Source organism: Henriciella sp. (assembly GCF_029937755.1).
In the GTDB taxonomy this organism is placed as follows: Bacteria; Pseudomonadota; Alphaproteobacteria; order Caulobacterales; family Hyphomonadaceae; genus Henriciella.
On record NZ_JAPYPG010000001.1, the window covers coordinates 17,561 to 37,603 of the forward strand.

At 61.0% G+C, this 20,043-nt stretch carries 16 protein-coding genes; 3 read left to right on the plus strand and 13 right to left on the minus strand.

Going from position 1 to position 20,043, the window contains the following annotated elements; all coding sequences use genetic code 11:
• Positions 1 to 28: 28 nt before the first annotated feature.
• Positions 29 to 1,840, plus strand: coding sequence for an aminopeptidase P family protein (locus Q1K29_RS00100; RefSeq protein WP_300389859.1), 1,812 nt, complete (start codon positions 29 to 31; stop codon positions 1,838 to 1,840).
• A 21-nt stretch (positions 1,841 to 1,861) separates the two neighbouring features.
• On the opposite strand, the gene ligA is transcribed toward Q1K29_RS00100, so the two are convergent.
• The 3 genes from ligA to Q1K29_RS00115 form a co-directional block, all read right to left on the minus strand.
• A complete protein-coding gene (gene ligA / locus Q1K29_RS00105) occupies positions 1,862 to 3,964 on the minus strand; it encodes an NAD-dependent DNA ligase LigA (RefSeq protein ID WP_300389862.1) in 2,103 nt (700 codons plus the stop codon).
• On the minus strand, positions 3,961 to 5,661 hold the full coding sequence (locus Q1K29_RS00110) for a DNA repair protein RecN (protein WP_300389865.1): 1,701 nt from the start codon (positions 5,659 to 5,661) through the stop codon (positions 3,961 to 3,963). The genes ligA and Q1K29_RS00110 overlap by 4 nt, the downstream gene beginning before the upstream one ends.
• A gap of 63 nt (positions 5,662 to 5,724) precedes the next feature.
• Entirely contained in the window at positions 5,725 to 6,534 is an 810-nt protein-coding gene (locus Q1K29_RS00115; protein ID WP_300389868.1) for an outer membrane protein assembly factor BamD, read from the minus strand.
• Between the two features lie 189 nt (positions 6,535 to 6,723).
• Between Q1K29_RS00115 and Q1K29_RS00120 the strand changes: the two genes are divergently transcribed.
• On the plus strand, positions 6,724 to 7,185 hold the full coding sequence (locus Q1K29_RS00120; RefSeq protein ID WP_300389871.1) for a helix-turn-helix transcriptional regulator: 462 nt from the start codon (positions 6,724 to 6,726) through the stop codon (positions 7,183 to 7,185).
• A gap of 46 nt (positions 7,186 to 7,231) precedes the next feature.
• On the opposite strand, the gene lpxC is transcribed toward Q1K29_RS00120, so the two are convergent.
• The 5 genes from lpxC to Q1K29_RS00145 form a co-directional block, all read right to left on the minus strand.
• Positions 7,232 to 8,149: a UDP-3-O-acyl-N-acetylglucosamine deacetylase gene (gene lpxC, locus Q1K29_RS00125; protein ID WP_300389874.1), complete on the minus strand. Its 918-nt coding sequence runs from the start codon at positions 8,147 to 8,149 to the stop codon at positions 7,232 to 7,234.
• Between the two features lie 150 nt (positions 8,150 to 8,299).
• Positions 8,300 to 9,706 (minus strand): cell division protein FtsZ, encoded by a 1,407-nt coding sequence (gene ftsZ / locus Q1K29_RS00130; RefSeq protein WP_300389877.1) that lies wholly within the window; start codon positions 9,704 to 9,706, stop codon positions 8,300 to 8,302.
• Positions 9,707 to 9,797: 91 nt separating this feature from the next.
• Positions 9,798 to 11,093 (minus strand): cell division protein FtsA, encoded by a 1,296-nt coding sequence (gene ftsA, locus Q1K29_RS00135; RefSeq protein ID WP_300389880.1) that lies wholly within the window; start codon positions 11,091 to 11,093, stop codon positions 9,798 to 9,800.
• Positions 11,094 to 11,100: 7 nt separating this feature from the next.
• Positions 11,101 to 11,970 carry a cell division protein FtsQ/DivIB gene (locus Q1K29_RS00140; protein WP_300389883.1) on the minus strand — a complete coding sequence of 290 codons (870 nt, stop codon included), beginning with the start codon at positions 11,968 to 11,970 and terminating at the stop codon, positions 11,101 to 11,103.
• Positions 11,958 to 12,866, minus strand: a complete 909-nt coding sequence (locus Q1K29_RS00145) for a D-alanine--D-alanine ligase (protein ID WP_300389886.1) — start codon at positions 12,864 to 12,866, stop codon at positions 11,958 to 11,960. The genes Q1K29_RS00140 and Q1K29_RS00145 overlap by 13 nt, the downstream gene beginning before the upstream one ends.
• Before the next feature lie 143 nt (positions 12,867 to 13,009).
• On the opposite strand from Q1K29_RS00145, the gene Q1K29_RS00150 reads away from it, so the two are divergent.
• Positions 13,010 to 13,867, plus strand: a complete 858-nt coding sequence (locus Q1K29_RS00150; RefSeq protein ID WP_300389888.1) for a formate/nitrite transporter family protein — start codon at positions 13,010 to 13,012, stop codon at positions 13,865 to 13,867.
• Here Q1K29_RS00150 and murB read toward each other — a convergent pair whose 3' ends face one another.
• The 5 genes from murB to murD form a co-directional block, all read right to left on the minus strand.
• Positions 13,868 to 14,824, minus strand: a complete 957-nt coding sequence (murB, locus tag Q1K29_RS00155) for a UDP-N-acetylmuramate dehydrogenase (protein WP_300389891.1) — start codon at positions 14,822 to 14,824, stop codon at positions 13,868 to 13,870.
• Position 14,825: 1 nt separating this feature from the next.
• Complete coding sequence (gene murC, locus Q1K29_RS00160; RefSeq protein WP_300389894.1) at positions 14,826 to 16,235, minus strand: UDP-N-acetylmuramate--L-alanine ligase; 1,410 nt, start codon at positions 16,233 to 16,235, stop codon at positions 14,826 to 14,828.
• Between the two features lie 131 nt (positions 16,236 to 16,366).
• On the minus strand, positions 16,367 to 17,470 hold the full coding sequence (locus Q1K29_RS00165) for a UDP-N-acetylglucosamine--N-acetylmuramyl-(pentapeptide) pyrophosphoryl-undecaprenol N-acetylglucosamine transferase (protein ID WP_300389897.1): 1,104 nt from the start codon (positions 17,468 to 17,470) through the stop codon (positions 16,367 to 16,369).
• A complete protein-coding gene (gene ftsW / locus Q1K29_RS00170) occupies positions 17,463 to 18,617 on the minus strand; it encodes a putative lipid II flippase FtsW (protein ID WP_300389898.1) in 1,155 nt (384 codons plus the stop codon). Before ftsW ends, Q1K29_RS00165 begins: the two co-directional genes overlap by 8 nt.
• Entirely contained in the window at positions 18,614 to 20,038 is a 1,425-nt protein-coding gene (gene murD, locus Q1K29_RS00175; protein ID WP_300389901.1) for a UDP-N-acetylmuramoyl-L-alanine--D-glutamate ligase, read from the minus strand. Before murD ends, ftsW begins: the two co-directional genes overlap by 4 nt.
• Between the last annotated feature and the right edge of the window lie 5 nt (positions 20,039 to 20,043).

A 20,043-nucleotide genomic window follows, 5' to 3' on the forward strand; every position in this document is an offset into this window, starting at 1 on the left:
TCTGGTGCTTTCGCACTACGTTTGGAGCATGAGACAGAATTTCGATGTGAAGGGCGGCCCGCAGCTCGGGCGCCAGAACCTTCCCCGCCTTCGCGACGCCATGAAGGCCCAGGGTCTTGATGGTTTCTATGTCCCCCATGAGGACGAGTACCAGAACGAATACCTGCCGGCCTGCAATGATCGTCTCGCCTGGGCGACCGGCTTTACCGGCTCTGCCGGGGCCGCCATGGTCTTCCAGGACAAGGCCGTCATCTTCGCGGATGGCCGCTATACCCTGCAGGTACGTGACCAGACCGATCCCGACCTCATCGAGGTGCAGGGCCTGCCGGATCCGGGCCCATTCGGCTGGCTCGCCAGGCAATCACTGAAGGACAAGACGGTCGGCTATGACCCAAAGCTGATGACGCCGAATGATCTCGCCACGCTCGAAGAGAGCGCGAAGAAGGCCGGCGTGGCGTTGAAGGCGGTCGAGACCAATCCGATCGATGCCGCCTGGGACGACCGCCCGGCCGAGCCGATGGCGAAGGTTGTGCCGCAGGCTGTTCAATATGCCGGCGAGGATGCGGGCAAAAAACGCGCGAAGATCGCCGATGCCCTGAAGGAAGACGGCGCTGAAGCCGCGGTCATTACCTCGCCCGCTTCGGTGGCTTGGGCGTTCAACATTCGCGGTGGCGATGTCGCCTGCTCGCCGCTTCCTCTCTCGCGCGCTATCCTGAAAGATGACGGCTCGGCCGACCTCTTCCTCGATCCGCAGAAATCTTCCGACGCCCTGCGTGAGCATCTTGGCAACCAGGTTCGCCTGCGCCCAATGGAAGACCTCGAACCCGCCCTGGGCGAGCTGAAGGGCAAAACGGTGAGCCTCGATCCTGCCCTTGCCTCGGCCTGGTTCTTCCGGGAGCTGGAAGCGGCCGGGGCCGAGATTACGCGCAAGCGCGATCCGGTCCTTCTGCCCAAGGCCTGCAAGAACGACACGGAGATTGCGGGCACTGAAGCCGCCCATGTCCGGGATGGCGCCGCGCTTACCCGCTTCCTGCACTGGCTCGCCACCGAAGCCCAGTCCGGCACGGTGACCGAGATTGATGCCGCCCTGAAGCTCGAAAGCTTCCGCGAGGATCTGGGCGACCTGAACGATCTCTCCTTCGAGACGATTTCCGGCGCCGGCCCACATGGCGCCCTGCCACACTATCGTGTCTCGTCCGCCTCGAACCTCAAGCTTGAGCGCGGTACGCTCTATCTTGTCGACAGTGGCGGGCAGTATCTCGACGGTACGACGGACGTGACCCGGACTGTGCCCATCGGTGAACCGTCTGCCGACATGAAGCGTCACTATACGCTTGTCCTGAAAGGCCACATCGCACTCGCGGATGTGCGCTTCCCGGAAGGCACGACCGGCACGCATCTCGACACACTGGCGCGCCACCCGCTGTGGCAGGCCGGTCTCGATTACGACCATGGCACCGGCCATGGCGTCGGCGTCTATCTCGGTGTTCATGAGGGCCCGCAGCGGATTGCCAAACCATGGAACAGCGTGCCGCTCTCGCCCGGCATGATCGTCTCGAACGAGCCGGGCTTCTATCGCGAAGGCCAGTACGGGATCCGAATCGAAAACCTGCAGTACGTCACACCGCCGGAATCGATCCCGGGCGGAGAGCGCAAGATGCTGGGCTTCCGGAACCTCACCTGGGCGCCGCTGTCTCGCGACCTGATCGACCTCGATCTGCTCTCGCCTGCCGAGCATGAGTGGGTGAACTGCTATCATGCCGAAGTGCTGGAAAAGATCGGCCCGCTGGTTGATGGTGAGGCGGGAGACTGGCTGAAAGAACAGTGCCAGCCGCTCTAAACGGACGGGCGGGACTGTTCTCTAAAGTCCCGCCAGCTCCAGCCAGTCATCCTCGCTCATGACCTGAACGCCGAGTTCCTCAGCCTTTTTGAGCTTGGAGCCCGCACCCGGACCGGCAACGACAATATCGGTCTTCTTCGACACCGAACCCGACACCTTTGCGCCGAGCGCGGTCGCCCGCGACTTGGCCTCGTCCCGGGTCATCTTTTCGAGCGTGCCGGTGAACACGATGGTCTTGCCGGCGACCGGGCTGTCGCTGGCGGCCGCTTCAGCGTCCTCAACATCGACCTCATCCAGCAGCGCGGTCAGCATGTCCTGATTGTGGGGCTCTGCGGCAAAGTCCTTGAGACTTGTTACTGCTGTCTGACCCACACCGTCGATGGACAGCAGGTCGGCCTCGGCGCCTTCCTCGCCTTGCGACGCCTTCTTCACTGTGTCCCAGAAGTTTTCCCATTTCAGGTAACTGCGCGCGAACAGGCCTGATGTCGTCTCGCCGACATGGCGGATGCCGAGGCCATTAAGAAATCGCTGGAACGGCGGCGAGCGGCGCGCATCGATGGCGGCAAACAGGTTGCGCGCCGAGGTCTCGCCGAAGCCTTCCCACTCGCTGAGCGGCGGCAGGCCGGCCGCCTCGATCCGGTCGGCAAGGCGGAAGATATCCTGCGGGCCTTTCACCACCCCGTGGCCGTAGAATAGCTCGATCTGTTTCGCGCCAAGTCCATCGATGTCGAGCGCCTTGCGGGAGACGAAATGTTTCAGGCGTTCAACAGCCTGGGCCGGACAGGTCAGCCCGCCGGTGCAGCGACGGCGGACATCTTCTTCGCCCTTGTCGTCGACTTCCCGGACAGCCGCAGAGCCGCACTCGGGGCATTCACCGGGCATCTCGAAGGGCGGTGCGCGATTGTCGTCCGGATCGACTACGCCGAGCACCTGCGGGATGACATCGCCGGCGCGCTGTATCTCGACCATGTCGCCGGGGCGCACATCGAGACGGGCGATCTCATCTTCATTGTGCAACGTCGCATTCGAAACGACGACGCCGCCGACGGTCACCGGCGTCAGGCGCGCCACGGGTGTCAGCGTGCCTGTACGCCCAACCTGGATCTCGATGGACTCCAGCTTCGTGACAGCGCGTTCGGCGGGGAATTTGTGGGCGATGGCCCAGCGCGGAAAGCGGCTGACAAAACCAAGCCGTTCCTGCCAGTCCAGCCGGTCGACCTTGTAGACGACGCCGTCGATATCGTAGCCGAGCATGGCGCGGCGTTCGGCAAGGTCGCGATAGGCCTCCAGCAGACCGTCGACTGTTTCATGCGGCTTGAAGAGATCGTTGGTGACAAAGCCCCACTTTTCGATTGTCTCGACGGCCTCGGTCTGGGTGGCGGCGAAAGGTTCGGAGACCTCGCCCCAAGCATAGGCAAAAAAGCGCAGCGGGCGTGACCGCGTGATCGCAACATCGAGCTGGCGAAGGCTGCCGGCAGCGGCGTTGCGCGGATTGGCGAACACCTTCTTGCCAGCCTCTTCCTGGCTGGCATTCAACGCCTTGAAGGCTGCGCCCGTCATATAGACTTCGCCGCGGACCTCGATTTTGTCGGGCCAGGTCTTGCCGCCAAGTTTTTCCGGAATGTCCTCTATAGTACGGGCATTTACGGTGACGTCCTCACCCACCTGCCCGTTGCCCCGCGTCGCGGCGCGAACAAGGACGCCGGCCTCGTAAGTGAGGTTCAGCGACAGGCCATCAATCTTCGGTTCGGACGTGATGGTAAGTGATTCACTATCGTCGAGCCCGAGAAACCGGCGGATGCGGGCCACGAACTCCGCGACGTCCTCATCTGCAAACGCATTGTCGAGCGACAGCATCGGCACGCCATGGGCAACCTTGCTGAACGCTTCGGAAACCTCATGGCCGACGCGTTCGCTCGGGCTGTCTTTACGTTTGAGGTGAGGAAAGCGCGCCTCGATGGCGCTGTTGCGATCACGCAGCGCATCATATTCGGCATCGCTCAGATGAGGGTCATCTTCCCTGTAATAAGCGGCATCTGCCAGCCTGATCTCGGCCGAGAGCCTTGCCAGTTCCCGCCGGGCCTCTTCTTCGGTGAGGGACTCGACGGGGCCGGGCTTGCTCATACATCTTCCAAGAGCCTCGTTGCTGCGGCTCTTGCCTCTTCCGTCACGGTTGCACCAGACAGCATGCGGGCGATTTCCTCATGCCTCTCGCGCTGATCTAGCCCTTTCAGCAAGGTCTCGCCAAGCCCGTTCGAAGCCGCCCCGGACTTGGAAACGAGCCATTGGTCGCTGGCGGCTGCGGCAACCTGTGGACTATGGGTGATGGCAAAGACCTGCCGGCTGCCCGCCAGACGCGACAAGCGCTCGCCGATCGCCGCGGCGACTGCCCCGCCAACCCCCTGGTCAGCCTCGTCGAAGACCATGACGGGCACATTGGTCGTCTCGGCCAGCGCGCACTGGAGGGCCAGCGAAAACCGCGCAAGCTCACCACCGGACGCGATCTGTCGCAGCGGACCGAAACCTGCGCCGGGATTGGTCTCGACCTCGAATTCCACCTTCTCATGCCCGTTTGCACCGGAGGCCTCCTCAGCCACTGGGTCAAAGCGAACCTGAACGCGCGTCCGCTCGAGTTTGAGAGGCTTCAATTCTTCCTCAATGGCAGATTCCAGCCGCTTGGCGGCCGTCTGGCGGGCCTCAGTCAGCCGGTCTGCCTCAGTACGCCAGCGTGCCGCCGCGGCCTTCTCTTCGGAACGGGCCTTGTCGATTGCGCCTTGTGGCGCTTCGCTCAGCGCAAGTTTTTCCGCCGTCTCTTCCAGAAGGGTCGGCAGACCATCGGGCTCTACATCATACTTTCGGGCGGCGGACTTCAGTGCGTGGAGCCGCTGGTCAGCTTTCTCCAGGCGATCGGGGTCATGCTCGGCTTCGGCACTCAGCGCATCAAGCGCCGCACGCGCCTCGCCTGCCTCGATCAAGGCGCGCTCCAATGCTTCCGCCGCGCTTCGCGCAGCCTTTGCCAAAGCGCCATCGCTTTCCGCGACACCGTCCACAGTCAAAATCCGTTCGCTCGCCCGGCTGGCACGTGCAAGGCCTGATTCGATCCCCCCATCGTCGAACGCCTCTGCGGCTTCCCCTGCAGCTGCGGCAATCTTCTCCGACTGCATCAGGATTGACCGCTCAGAGACGAGCGCCTCTACCTCCCCTGGCTGCGGATCCAGCGCTACAAGCGCTTCCTTTGTCTCAACCAGCCAGGCGTGGCGAGCCTCGGCTTCCTTGAGATCGGTCTCGATTTGCTCACGCGCGGATCGCGCAGCCTGATAGGTTTTCCAGCTTTCGCGGCAAGCCTGCTGCAGAGCCTCATTGCCCGCATAGGTGTCGAGCAGGTCACGGTGTCTTGAGACTTTCATCAAGCCAGACGCCGAATGCTGTCCGTGAATCTCGACAATCATCTCGCCAAGCGAATCAAGCAGGCCGGCATTGACCGGCTGGTCGTTTACAAACGCGCGAGCCGGACCGTTGGCAGGAATGACCCGCTTCAGCGTCAGCGTCTCGAAGGGGGAGGCCTCTATCCCGCGCTCATCCAGCAAGGCCCAGGCCTCATGGTCGGGCGGTAGCGACAGTTCAGCAAGCACGCTTGCCTGATCAGCCCCCTTGCGGACGAATTTCCGGTTCGCCGGGGCGCCGAGCACCAAGCCCAACGCATCAAGAATGATGGATTTACCCGCACCGGTTTCGCCGGTGAGGGCGGTGAAGCCGCTGGCGGCCTCGATATCGAGCCGCTCGATCAGCAGAAAGGATCGTATGGAGAGCGCAATGATCATGCGCCCTGATTACCATCAGAACAAAATGAGAACAAGCCTGTTCTTGAGGTGGCCTAACCTGCCCTAGTCGAGCGAGGCCTGTTCATTGGTACGCGCAGCCGCCTGTTCGGCAATTCCATACCGGTCGAGCAGCTTGTAGCCATCCGAATACCATCGGGTGTTGGGATAGTTGTAGCCGAGCACAGACGCCGCGGCAACGGCCTGGTCGTTCAGCCCCAGCGACACATAACTCTCGATCAGCCGGTAGAGCGCCTCAGGCACGTGGCTGGTCGTCTCATACTCGTCGACCACCGTCTTGAAGCGATTCACAGCCGCGAGGTGCTGATTGCGACGCAGATACCAGCGGCCGATTTCCATATCCTTGCCTGCAAGCTGGTCTCTGACCATGTCGATCTTGATCTCTGCATCGCGAGCATAGTCGGTGCCGGGATACCGGCGAACAACATCATTCAAAGCGTCGCGCGCAAGCTCGGTGGTTTTCTGGTCGCGGCCGACGTCAACGATCTGCTGGAAATAGCTGAGCGCGATCAGATAGTGCGCGTAAGGGGCGCCCTGACCGGCCGGGTTGAGCGACAGATAACGCTGCGACGTGGAGATCGCGTCGTCATAGCGCCGCGCGCGGAAAGAGGCATAAGCCGACATCATTGTCGAGCGGCGCGCCCACTCCGAATAGGGATGCTGGCGCTCGACCTCGTTAAACAACTCGATCGCGCTGATATAGTCGCGCTGATCAAGTTCGTCTGCGGCAGCGTTATAGAGCGCCTCGACCGGACGTTCGACATAGGCGAGGTCGCGAGCCTGCCGATTCCCCCCACAGGCCGTCACGATCAGGGCCGCACAGGCAAGGGCAAGACTGGTTCTCGTTGAAAGCATCGTCACTCTACCGGCTCCCGGTTTGCATTGCTCGCGCACTTTGACTTTCGGGGGCGCGATGTAAAGGGCACGATACAGGAAGTTCAGCCAGTCTTGCTTGTTTTTAAGCAGTGACTCCCCTAGGTTCATCGACCAGAAACACGCCGAAACCGGGGATTTTGAGGCGCCCCGCCCAGAAGGCTAATAGCCATGGACGAGAAGGGAAGCGCCGGTTTTTCGGCATCTGATGTCGATGCCATCGTCGGCGAACGTATTCGCCGCCGCCGAATTCTGACCGGGCAAACGCAGGACCAGCTGGGCGACGCGCTCGGCGTGTCCTATCAGCAGATCCAGAAGTATGAGACGGGTGCGAACCGCGTCAGTGCTGGCCGCCTCTATCTGCTGGCCGAGCAACTCGATGTTTCCCCATCCTGGTTCTTTGATGGCCTGAGCAGTACCGAAAGCAGTGTTGACGAAGACATGCTGTCATCATCGCGCATGGCGATCGAGTGCGTACGCAATCTTTCCCGCATCAAGGATGAGAAGGTCCGCAGCTCGATCCTGACGATGATCCGCACGCTTGCCGAATCTGAAGAAGAAACGGACGCAGATGGTGCAATCCTGACGACAAGCCATCTTCATAAAGAAATGCGCTCGCAGCCGGATAGCTAAGCGCATTCAGGTCGCCCTGTTCCAAATTTTGACAAGCACTTAAGCTTTAGCGGCGTGCGGCCATACTTGCGACCTGTTCGGCTTCGGCCTCGTCAGTTTCCCAGCACCAGGCTGTCGGCGTATCCAGCAACGCACGGACAAGCTTGTTATTGAGAGCATGGCCTGGCTGGCGAGCCTCATAAACACCGGCAATGGGGGCGCCGGCGAGCATCAGATCCCCTACGGCGTCCAGAATCTTGTGGCGCACAAACTCGTCATTGATCCGCAAGCCTTCGGGATTCATGATCGTATCACCGTCAAGGACAACCGCATTATCGAGCGACCCACCACGGGCGAGCCCCATGGATTTCAGCATCTCGACCTCGTGCGCAAAGCCGAAGGTGCGCGCAAAGGCGATGTCACGAGCAAACATGCCCGGCAGGAGGCGCAAAGACATCTGCTGTGTGCCGATGGCACGGCTTTCAAACTCGATCTTCGCATGAATGGAGAGGTAATCGTCAGCCGAGGGGCTGAGCCGGGCAACCTTCACACCGTCGCGGACTTCCACATCCTCTAGAATGCGGATGCGGCGGCGCATGGCGCCCTGACGGCGCAGGCCAGCGGAAAGAAGCAGTTCGCAATAGACCGCCGACGAGCCGTCCATGATCGGCACTTCCGGGCCGTCGATCTCGATGATGAGATTATCGACGCCGACACCGGCGCATGCAGCAAGCAGATGCTCGACCGTGGCAATGGTCACACCGTCCTCATTGCGCAGCGTGGTGCCGAGCTGGACTTCGCTCACCTGGTCACCGATCGCATCGATCATGTTGTCGCGATCGGTAATGTCTGTGCGGCAGAAGCGAATGCCTGTTCCAGCAGGTGCAGGCTTCATGACCATACGCGCGCGCGCACCAGTGTGAACACCAACACCGGCGCACACGACTGGACAATTGACGGTCTGCTGAAACTGAACGCTACTCATGGCGAAGTGACCCTTTTGCCTGACCTGCACATGAAGGAACTCCCCCGTGGGTTCAAAACAAGGAATGTTTCGCAATATGACAAACAGGGCCCCAACGCGCGTTAGAACCCTGTTTTCATTTTACATTCTTTGCAAAGAACGTCGCTACGATCAGTGGTTCGCCGAGCGTCTCAGGAAGGCTGGAATCTCGAGATCGGCATCGTCAAACGGCGCGGCATTCGGATGATCGTCCGGTGAGGAGACGATCTTCTCGTCGAGATCGACGTCATCCTGGTCATTATCGCCCTGCGCGGGGCCCTTGCGCCATCCAAACAGGTTGGCAAAGCCGGCACCGGCATCATCCTCTTCGCGCTTCGCCTTGCGGGCCTGCGGCTGGGGACGGTTGAACACTTCGTCCGCGGACACCTGGTCGGCCCCCTCTGCCCGTTTCATATGCGCGGGCGGCAGCTGACGGCCCTGGAAATCCGGACGCGGATCAGTCTCGAACATGTCGTCCTGTGGGCCACTCACGACAACTTTGGGACGCTCTTCAGCACCCTCACTGAGGACGGGAGCCTCTTCTTCAGCGACAGCTTCAGCCGGCGCTTCGGCCTGGTCGACGGCAGCAATACCAGTTGCACCTTCGATACCGGCAGCAACAACGGAGACCCGCAGCCGGCCTTCGAGTTCGGGATCGAAGGTGGAGCCGAGAATGATATTGGCGTCCGGATCGACTTCGCGACGGATTTCGTTGGCCGCTTCGTCGAGTTCGAACAGCGTCATGTCATAGCCACCGGTGATGTTGATCAGCACGCCCTTGGCGCCCTGCATCGAGACATCGTCCAGAAGCGGGTTATCGATCGCAGCGCGGGCGGCTTCGAGCGCGCGGCCCTCGCCTTCGCCTTCGCCCATACCCATCATCGCAGAGCCCATGCCCTTCATGATCGTCCGCACGTCGGCAAAGTCGAGATTGATCAGACCCGGCATGACCATGAGGTCGGTGATGCCGCGAACGCCGGAATAGAGCACATCGTCGGCCATGCGGAAGGCTTCGGCGAAGGTCGTGCGTTCATTGGCGACGCGAAAAAGATTCTGGTTCGGCACGACGATCATTGTATCGACAGCCGACTTCATCTTTTCGAGGCCGCCTTCCGCGATATTCATCCGGCGAGCGCCTTCAAAGCTGAACGGCTTGGTGACGACACCGACGGTCAGGATCCCCTTGTCATGGGCTGCCCGAGCAATAACCGGCGCAGCACCCGTCCCGGTCCCGCCGCCAAGGCCTGCGGCGATGAAGACCATATGGGCGCCTTCAAGGTATTCGTTGATATCGTGTACGGATTCTTCGGCAGCCGCAGCGCCAACTTCAGGGCGCGCACCAGCACCAAGGCCGGAGGTCGTTTCCAGGCCGAGTTGAATGCGGTTTTCCGTCTTGGATCGGTCAAGCGCCTGGGCATCAGTATTCGCGACAACAAACTCGACACCCTGCAGGTTGGCATCGATCATGTTGTCTACGGCGTTACCACCAGCACCACCGACACCGAATACGACTATCCTGGGCTTGAGTTCCTGAGTCATTCTATGCGCCTTTACCAATCTACCGAGGGGGTCTCTGAAACTAAAACTGCCCGTCTCAAGCTAAAAGACAGTTAAGTGCCGGCTTCACGAGTCAAAAATTTTCACTCAGCCACCGAAACACTTTGTTGAGCAGTCCGCTTCTTCCCGACCCTCCTGATGCCTCGGACGCGTTGCCAGCCCTCGCAACGTCCGTGAATCCCCTGAACTCGTAGGATAACAGACCTGCGGCTGTGGAAAAGACCGGATTGGCATGGGTTTCACCTAAAATGTCGGCCTCCACGGGTTTTCCGAGCCGAACAGGCTGTTGCAGGACACGTCCGGCAATCTCTCGTACGCCCGGAAGCAGGCTTCCTCCCCCTGTCAGTACGGTCCGTCTCGGCATGATTTTCTTGAGCTCACTGCCCGCAAGCTTCTCGGCGACGTATTCAAACGTCTCCTCGATGCGCGGCGAGATGATCGCGGCGAGGTCACCGCGGGCCATCTTGCTGCCGTTGAGACGGCCATCATCGCCGAGACGGGCAACCTCGATGCGTTCAGCGAGACCAGGGCTTTTTGTATCTGCCGTGCCGTAGACCGTCTTCATTCGTTCCGCCGCCGCGAAGGTAGTGCCAATGCCCTGGGCAATATCTCCGGTGACATTCGATCCACCCGCAGGCACAAGGCCAAGCCAGGCGGGCGAGCCGTTGATGAAAGCACACGCCGCCGTAACGCCGGACCCCATATCGATGCAGAGCGCGCCATTCTCGATCTCGTCATCAATGAGCGAGCCTGCTCCGCTCGCAATTGCAGACGGAATGATGCGGTCAACATGCAGGTGCGCGCGCCCAACACATTCAACGAGATTACGTACAAGCGACTTCGGCGCAGCAATCACAGACAGGAGAACGCTCAGTTTTTCGCCGATCATGCCGGCGGGGTCCTTGATGCCTTCCTGGTCGTCCAGCTTGTAGAGAACAGGATGCGCCGACAGGATTTCAGTCTGCTTCGGATTGACCTTGTTGAGTGCATTCGCATGCAACTTCTTCATGTCCTTGCGGGTGACCTCGCGCCCGCCAATGTCGATAACGGCAGCGACGAAATCGCAAGTAACCTTCGGACCGGTAATGCCAAGTACGACCTGTTCTATACGCTCGCCAGCCTGGCGTTCGGCATCTTCGACCGCCAGCCTTATCGAGCGTTCAAGCGCTTCCATGTCCTTGATCGAGCCGCCACTGAAGCCACGGCTCTGCTGGCGCCCACCACCCAGGAAGGCGAATCCGGCCTTGGACGCCGGATCATAACGCCCAATCAGGCAGGTGATCTTCGACGAACCGATATCGAGCGACGCGATCGCCTGGCCGATGCGGGCGGCTTTCGCCGGTTTCAGTTTAGCGTCTGCTCTAGCCATGGTGCCTTCAGCTTTCTGCGGGCGCGCTTCCCGGCCCGGCACTACGAGTGGGTTTGAGATAAGCCCGCCCGGCGACACGGAGATCGATGCGGGAAATGTCCCGGGCGGTAAGCTCTGCGGTCTGCTCAAGCGTGGCCAGGCGTGCGGCGGCACGGTCGATTTTTGCATCGGCCGGAAGCTGGATGGTGATGCCTGACTTGAGCTTGATATCCCAGCGGCGTTTGGAGACGCGCTCAGCATAGGACATTTCCGAAATGATCGACTTGTTGCGCGAAAGGGCCTTGATAAGCGCAGGCATCCCCTCAGGCGCTTCTGCGCCGGAGAGGCGAAGCAGAGATGTGTGCTCTTTCGGATCCAATCCTTCCATGATGTGCCCGAAGGTATCGACGACCTTCCAGCTCTCGCCATTATGCCAGAGCGCAACGGCCTCTGCCGGCGAGGCATGGATCAGGATCTGGTTTGGCCACAGGCGATAGACACGGGCATTGGTCACCTGGCCGGTCGAGACGACACGGCGGCGAATGGCATGGGGGTCGGCCCGAAACATGTTTTCGCCAGGGTCGACTTCTGACATGCGCGCCACCAGGCTCTCAAGCGTTGGATCAGTTTCAAGACCGACCACTTGCACATCGTCGACAGCAAAGCCTGCCGCGCCAGCAACACCATCCATAGCCGTCGCGAACCGGTCACCAACCTTGGCAAGCGACCCCCCCATCAAGGCCGCACCGGCAACGATGACAGCGAGGACCATGACCAGGCCAAAAACCACCGACGAGGCATCAACGCGATCATAATCGGTCTCAGGCGGTGGCGGCGGGGCCTTCTTGCGGCTGCGTCCAGTCCCCTTCTGGGTCTGTCTGCCTTTTACCTGTGGCATGAAGCATCCTCGATCATCCAGCTGACGAGATCCTCGAAGGTCGTGCCTGCATAGGCTGCCTGCTCCGGGACGAGGGAGGTCGGTGTCATGCCTGGCTGAGTATTGGTTTCCAGAATCACGAGCCGGTCCTTGTCTTCGTCAAATCGAAAATCGGACCGCGTCACGCCTCGGCACCCGAGCGCCTGATGTGCCTTCAGAGCGGCTTCCAGAGCTTTGTTCGTTATGGGCTCCGGAACGTCTGCCGGCACGACATGACGCGATCCACCAGCTGCATATTTTGCATCAAAATCGTAAAACTCCCTTAACGTTGTGATTTCGGTGACAGCCAGGGGTTTATCGCCAAGAACAGCGACCGTCAGTTCACGTCCGGGGATGTATTCCTCGGCCATGAGATTGTCGCCATACTTCCACTCTTCAGAAAGAACGAGTTGCGAGGGGCCGTTATTAGTTTCGCGAACGAAAACAACGCCAAAGCTGGACCCTTCATTGACCGGCTTGATGACATAGGGCGGATCGATCGGATGGGCGCGGGCGGCTTCCTCGCGGGTCACGGCGACGTCTTTCGCAACGTCGAGACCAGCCTGCATGTAGACAGCCTTCGACTTGCGCTTGTCCATGGCGATGGCAGACGCAGTCACGCCAGAGTGGGTGTAGGGAATGTCGAGAATCTCGAAGAGGCCCTGAACGCAGCCATCCTCTCCCCATGGGCCGTGCAGGCCGTTGAGAATGACATCCGGCTGGACGTCAGCAATCTGGCGGGCAAGGTCTCGCGTTGCGTCGATGCCGACCGCATCATAGCCGGCGGCCTTGGCTGCCCGCAGCATTTGCGTGCCTGACGAAACCGATACCTCCCGCTCCGATGACCAGCCCCCATAAACAACCGCAACACGCTTCATGCCTGCCTCCGAACAATCAAACCGGCCCGATTGGCCTGTTGCTGAGACAATCATGGTGACGGCGAGAAATTAAGGCAGTCCTTCCAGCCGCAGCAACGGCGCAGTAGGTTTGAACATTGCGTAACACCAGACGTTTAGCCTCCATGTCAGACACCGCGCCGCAGAAATCGCCTGATCACGTTGAAGAAGATCAGATTACCGAGGAGGAGCGGGTCGAAGCCGCGACACTCACAAAACTCAAACCCCGGATGGTTTACGAGATCATCCGTCAGGAAGGCCGGGCAGAAATTTCACGGCCGCAAGCCTCGATCTGGTGGTCAGGGATTGCGGCCGGCATCTGTATCTCAATGTCGCTAGCGATGGAGGCGATGCTGAGAACCGGCTTGCCGGACACGGATTGGCGGCCCCTGATCGAGAATTTCGGCTATTCCGCCGGCTTTCTCATTGTCATGCTCGGCCGCATGCAGCTTTTCACCGAGAATACGGTGACAGCCGTCCTTCCAACGCTTGCCGACCCTTGCCGGAAGACCATTCTTGGCACGGCGCGACTCTGGTCTACCGTCTTTATTGCCAACATGGTGGGCACCCTGTTCGCCGCGGCCTTCATTGCCTATGGCGGAACGCTTGAGCCGGACGTCAAGAAAGCTGCCGTTGAGATCGGGGCCCATGTTGCTGAGTGGGGGGCCCTTGAGACATTTCTGAAGGCCATTCCTGCGGGCTTTCTCGTGGCTGCGCTGGTGTGGATGCGCCCGGGCTCGGAGGGCAATGAGTTCTGGGTCATCCTCTTCTTCACCTATCTGATCGCGCTTGGCGACTTCGCCCACGTCGTGGTGGGGTCGGCGGAGCTGTTTCTTGTCGGGCTCGAAGGGGAAGCGGGCTTTGCGAAACTGATCTTTGTGAACCTCCTGCCAGCCCTCTTTGGTAACATCCTCGGCGGCGCGGGCCTGTTTGCCATGCTCGCCTGGGGACAGGTCCACGAAGAGATTGAAGATGCGGACTAGTCAGGCAGGCGTCTGTATCCGTCCGATGCGGCGGATTTCCCAGCGCAGCTGGACACCTGTCACATCGAGAACGCGGGCGCGCACGAGTTCTCCCAGGGCTTCGAGATCGGCGGCTGTGGCTTCATCCGCGTTGATGAGGAAATTGCAGTGCTTCGCACTGACTTGCGCCCCGCCGACACGCAGCCCCCGGCAGCCTGCCTCGTCGATCAGCTTCCAGCTTGAGCGCTGGTTCGGCGTGCCGGGTGGATCGGGGTTGGCAAAGGTGGAGCCGCCCGTCTTTTCACGGATCGGTTGGGTCTCGGCGCGCCGGGCCTGATGGTCCTTGATCTCCCGCTCAAGCGCAGCCGGGTCGTCCTCGCCCGAGCCCGTCAGCAGGATGCCCGTGACGATGATATCGTCGGGGAGGTTGGAGTGGCGGTAGGAAAAGTCGATTTTGGGGTCGCCATATTGCGCGATCTCAGCCTCGAAACGGACTTTCTCGCCCGAACGAGTCACCGCTTCGATCTGGTTGGCGACATCCTTGAGTTCGCGGCCATAACAACCGGCATTGGTGCGCACCGCTCCGCCGACCGAACCCGGTATGCCAGAAAAGAAGGACAGACCCGCAATGCCTTCACGCGCCGCCGTCCTGGCCACCGCCAGATCGAGTGCGCCTGCGCGGGCGAAGAGCGAATGCGGTCCACCCGGGCGCACCTCGCCCCAATACTTGCCCATCAACCGTACTGTGACACCCTCGACCCCACCGTCGCGAATAATCGAATTGGACCCCACGCCCATAAAGTGAACGGGCACTTCTTCAGGCAGGGCTTTCAGGACATCTGCCAGATCGTCTTCATCGGCCGGCAGGAACAGGACATCGGCCGGACCCCCCACACGGAACCAGGTATAAGGCGCCAGTGGCTGGTCATGCAGCAGCTTGCCGCGAACCTCGGGGAGACTGGCTCGCCAATCCGCCAAATCAGGCCCCTAGCTTTCCTGCCAGCGCGTTGGCGTGCGTAGTGATATCGCCAGCGCCGAGACAGACGACCAGGTCGCCCGGCTTCGCTATGCTGCTAATAACCTCAGGCAGCTGATCGAGCGAATCCAGCGCGCGGACATCCTTGTGTCCATGGGCGCGGATGCTGGAGACAAGCTCCTCACTCGTCGCCCCCTCGATCGGATCTTCGCCCGCGGCATAGACCGGCGCGATCAAGGCCGTGTCGGCCTCCCGGAAGCAGGTGGAGAAGTCGTTGAACAGGTCGTGCAGGCGCGAATAGCGGTGCGGCTGTGCAACCGCGATGACGCGGTTCTGCCCCTGCATGGCGCGGGCAGCTTTGAGGACAGCCGCAATCTCTACCGGGTGGTGGCCGTAATCATCGATAACCCGGATGCCGTTCCACTCACCGGCAGGCGTAAAGCGTCGCTTGACCCCGCCAAAGGTCTCGAAGCTGTGCTTGATCTGCTCAACGCTGGCGCCGAGTTCCAGCGCGACCGTGATCGAGGCCAGCGCATTCGCGACATTGTGTTCGCCAGCCATCGGCAAGCGAACGCTTTCCAGCGTCGTCTCGCCCGGCCCAAGCCGGTCACGCACGATGACATCGAAAGTCACCCCATCGGGGTCCGAGTTCATGTTGACGGCGCGGATGTCCGCCTGACGGTTGAAGCCGTAGGTGATGATGCGCCGGTCGGAAACGCGCGAGACCATCGCCGCGACTTCCGGATGGTCGGTGCAGAGGACACCAAAGCCGTAGAATGGGATGTTGCCGACATAGGTGTCGAACGCCTTCCGCAGCGCCTCCATCGAGCCGTAATGCTCCATGTGCTCCGGATCCATATTGGTGACGATAGCGATCGTCGGGCGCAACTTGGTGAAGGTGCCGTCACTCTCATCGGCTTCCAGCACGATCCAGTCGCCCGTGCCCGCCTTCGCATTGGACCCATAGGCGTTGATTATTCCGCCATTGATGACGGTCGGGTCGATCCCGGCCCCGTCAAGCAGTGCCGCGACCATGGTGGTGGTCGTCGTCTTGCCGTGCGTGCCCGCACAGGCGACCGTCCATTTCATGCGGATGATCTCGGCCAGCATATCGGCGCGGCGGACGACCGGGATACCCTGGGCGCGGGCGGCCTGGACCTCGACATTGTCACCCTTGATGGCGGAGGAAATGATGACGGCCCCGGCCCCGTCCACATTCTCCGGCGCGTGGCCGATATGGACGGTCGCGCCCTTCTCGCGAAGGCGCTCGACATTGGCGCTCTCCTTTACGTCCGAGCCCTGCACCTTGTAGCCGAGATTGATCATGATCTCGGCGATGCCGGACATGCCTATGCCGCCAATCCCGACAAGGTGAGCGGGGCCGATATCGAAGGGGGAAGGTTTGAGTGTCATTTGCGCCGTGTCTTCAAAGGGCATGAGTGCAGCTCCGCGATAACGTGTGCTGGCCTGACTAGGCAAGGATCAGGATGCTTAGCATGGCAGCCACAAGGCATTTTCCGGGCAATCGGCCTTGCCGCAACAGCCTAGGTCTTCGCTGCCTGCTCAGCCAGATCCGCCAGGTCGCTGGCGGCGGTGATGCTGCCCTTGGCTTTCGCCAGGTCGGCGCGCTTCTTCAGGTCCGCGCCGTCTTCCATTCGCACCTTGATCAGTTCGCCAAGCAGGTTGGGAAAGAGGTTTTCCTCTACCACCATGTCGGCTGCGCCCGCCTCGACAAGCGCCTCGGCATTGGCTGACTGGTGGTCATCCATGGCGATCTTGAGTGGGATGAGGATGGAAGGCCGCCCCACCGCCGCGATCTCGCTGACCGTACCGGCACCAGAGCGGGCAATGATAAGATGAGCGGCAGCGAGGCGATCCGGCATGTCGGAGAAGAAGGGCTTCAACTCGTGGTGCAGCTCGACATTGTCATAGACAGCCTTCACCGCCTCCATCTGTTCCTCGCGCACCTGCTGGACAACTTTCAGTCTCGCGCGCAGTGTCGGCGGGGTGTGATTGGCAATGGCGAGCGGAATGATGTCGCCGAGGATCTTCGCACCCTGGCTGCCACCGGTGATGAAGATCGTCAGCTCGCCATCCGTCTGCGGATACGGCACATCTCGCTTGGCAGCGATGGCTGCACGGACCGGGTTTCCGACCGGATGATGCGCTGCTCCACCGGGTAGCTTGTCCAGTCGTTCGAAGCCTGAGGCTACGACAGATGCCTTGCTGGCAAAGCGCCGGTTCACCCGGCCAAGGACAGCATTCTGTTCATGGATCAGGATCGGCACTTTCGCACGCCGGGCTGCCATCAATGCCGGAAAGGCCGGATAGCCGCCAAAACCTGCGACAAGCGCCGGTTTGACCCGTTTCATATACTTCGACGCAGAACTGATGCCGCCCCAGATCTTCAACGCAGCAGCCGGCAGCGTCCACGGCTTCTTCAGCTGCGGGCTGGCGGCGCGCACTTCCTCTTTCCAATCAGCGGGAAAATTCTCCGCATAGCGAAGGCCGCGCGCATCGCTCATAAGACCAACCGCCCAGCCGCGTGCGCGCATCTCGTCTGCAAAAGCGGCAGCCGGGAACATATGCCCACCGGTTCCGCCAGCGCCGATGATCACAAGAGGTTTACCGGTTCCGATCTCAGCCATGTTCTCTCCAGGCCGCTGCACTCTGACGCCGGATTAGCGCCAGTGCGAGGCCCAGAGTCAACGCGATTCCCAGCATTGATGAACCTCCATAGGAAACGAAGGGCAGTGTCATGCCCTTCGGCGGGATGAGGCTCACATTCACCGCGATATTGATGGCGGCCTGAAGGCCGAAAAGTGCAAATAGTCCGGCAGCTGCAGCCCGCGGATAGGGGTCACGCACGCGAGAAGCAGCCCGAAGGCCGCGCCAGCAGATGAAGACATACAGCCCAATCAGCGCAATCGCAGCCACATAGCCAAACTCCTCTCCGAGAACGGCATAGATAAAATCGGTATGCGCATCCGGAAGGTAGGACTTCACCGTCCCCTCCCCCGGCCCCGCGCCAAGAAGTCCGCCACGAGCAATGGCTTCAGACGCCTTGTCGATCTGGTAGGTGTCATAGTCGGACGGGTTGATGAAACTGTTCACCCGGTGGCGAACATGCGGCAGCAACGCATAGAGCACGACCGAAAGGCTGACCCCGCCGCCAAAGAACATCGCCGCCCATTTCCATGGCAGTCCGGAAACGAAAAAGGTGACGATGAAGGCCGCCGTCAGCAAAGCTGACTGGCCCACGTCCGGTTGCAACAGGAGCAAGCCGAGCGTCACGACATAAAAAACCAGCGCCACGACAGCCCACGGCCCACCGGGAAAGAGCTGGCGCTGTGCCAGAAGCCAGCCGGAAAGCACAATCAGCGCGGGCTTGGCGAACTCGGAAGGCTGCAGCGTATAGCCGCCAAACTCGATCCAGCGCTGCGCTCCCTTTGCCTCATGACCAATAATCAGGATGGCCGCGAGCAGGACGAAGGACCCGCAGAAGACAAAGGCAGAGATGCGCCGCGCCCATGTCTGGTCGAGCATGCTGAACCCGACAAGGCCGCACGCCGAGATCACGACGAAGACAACATGGCGCTTCACAAAGTAGAAGGCATCGTCGAGCCCGAGCCGCTCGGCAGCGGGTGGACCGGCGGCCAGCGATAGCATGAGACCAAGACCAAGCAGTGTCAGCGCGGCGATCAGAATCTGCCAGTCGAGACTGCGGCGCCATTCCGTGATCGGGGACTCGTCGGATCGCGGCAGGATCAGCGGGTCACCGAACTGCACGCTCATGCCGACTCTCTCACACTGACAAGCGCATTGCCCCCAAGGTCCTGTACGATATGGCGGAAGGCTTCTCCACGCGCCTCGAAGTCCTTGTACTGGTCAAAGCTGGCGCAGGCGGGCGAGAGGAGCACGATCGGGTTGTCCTCTCCGGAAGTCCTTGCGTCTTCATAGGCATCGGAGACGGCTTGCTCGAGCGTGCCAGACAGTTCGTAAGGCGCCTTGCCTTCCAGGGTTCGCGAGAAGGCTTCAGCGGCATCACCAATGAGATAGGCCTTGGCAATCCGGTTAAAGTGCGGGCTGAGCGGGCCGATGCCTTCGGCCTTCGGCACGCCGCCGGCAATCCAGTAGACCTTGGAATAGGCTTTCAGCGCCTGCTCGGCAGCCTGCGCATTGGTCGCCTTGGAATCGTTCACGAAACGCACGCCGTCGATCTCGCCGAGCTGTTCCATACGATGGGCAAGTCCCGGGAAGGTCTGGATCGCGGCGAAGATGCGTCCGGGCTCCAAACCAAGCGCCCGGCAGGCGGCATAGGCAGCTGCCGCGTTCTGGAAATTGTGGCGGCCCGGCAGCGTTGGCGCATCGGTAAGGTCACCGACACGCACGGCATTACCGGCCAGGCTGTCATAGAGCTTGCCATCGACAGCACTGATACCGCGGCCCAGCGCGAATTCGGACGAGACCTGACTCACTCTCACGCCTCCGCGCGTGGCGAGGTCCATGGCAAGCGTCTGCGTGATCGTGTCATCAACGGCAATGACAGCTGTATCGCCAGGCTGCTGGTTCAGGAAGATACGGCGCTTTGCGTCGATGTAGCCTTTCATCCCGCCATGCCGATCGAGATGGTCGGGCGAGATATTCAGCATCACAGAGACATCGCAGTGCAGGCTCTTTACCAGATCCAGCTGGTAGGAAGAGAGCTCCAGAACATAGACAGCATTGGCATGCAGCGACGCCATGTCGAGCACGCCCGTCCCGATATTTCCGCCGACGCGGGCGTCCATGCCGCATTCTTTAAGGATATGGCCGACAAGTGCGGTCGTCGTGGACTTCCCATTCGTGCCGGTTATGCCGACAATTTTCGGGCGCGCCCGCTCCGGCAGGGACTGCACGGCGCGTGCAAAGAGCTCCATGTCGCCGACGACCGGGACATTGGTCATTTGCGCGAGGCGGACCAGCCTGTGCGGTTGAGGAAAGCGATACGGAATCCCCGGTGAGAGGACCAGCGCGGCGAAGCTCTGCCAGTCGCGCTTGTTCAGATCAGACAGCGGGATCCCGGCCGCTTCCGCCCTGGCGCGGGTGTCTTCATTATCATCCCAGGCATGCACGCGTGCCTTGCCGGCCCTGAGCGCCTTTGCGGCGGCCAGACCGGTGCGGCCCAGTCCGAAGACCGCCACATCACGTCCTGCATACTCGGTAATCGGAATCATGCGGC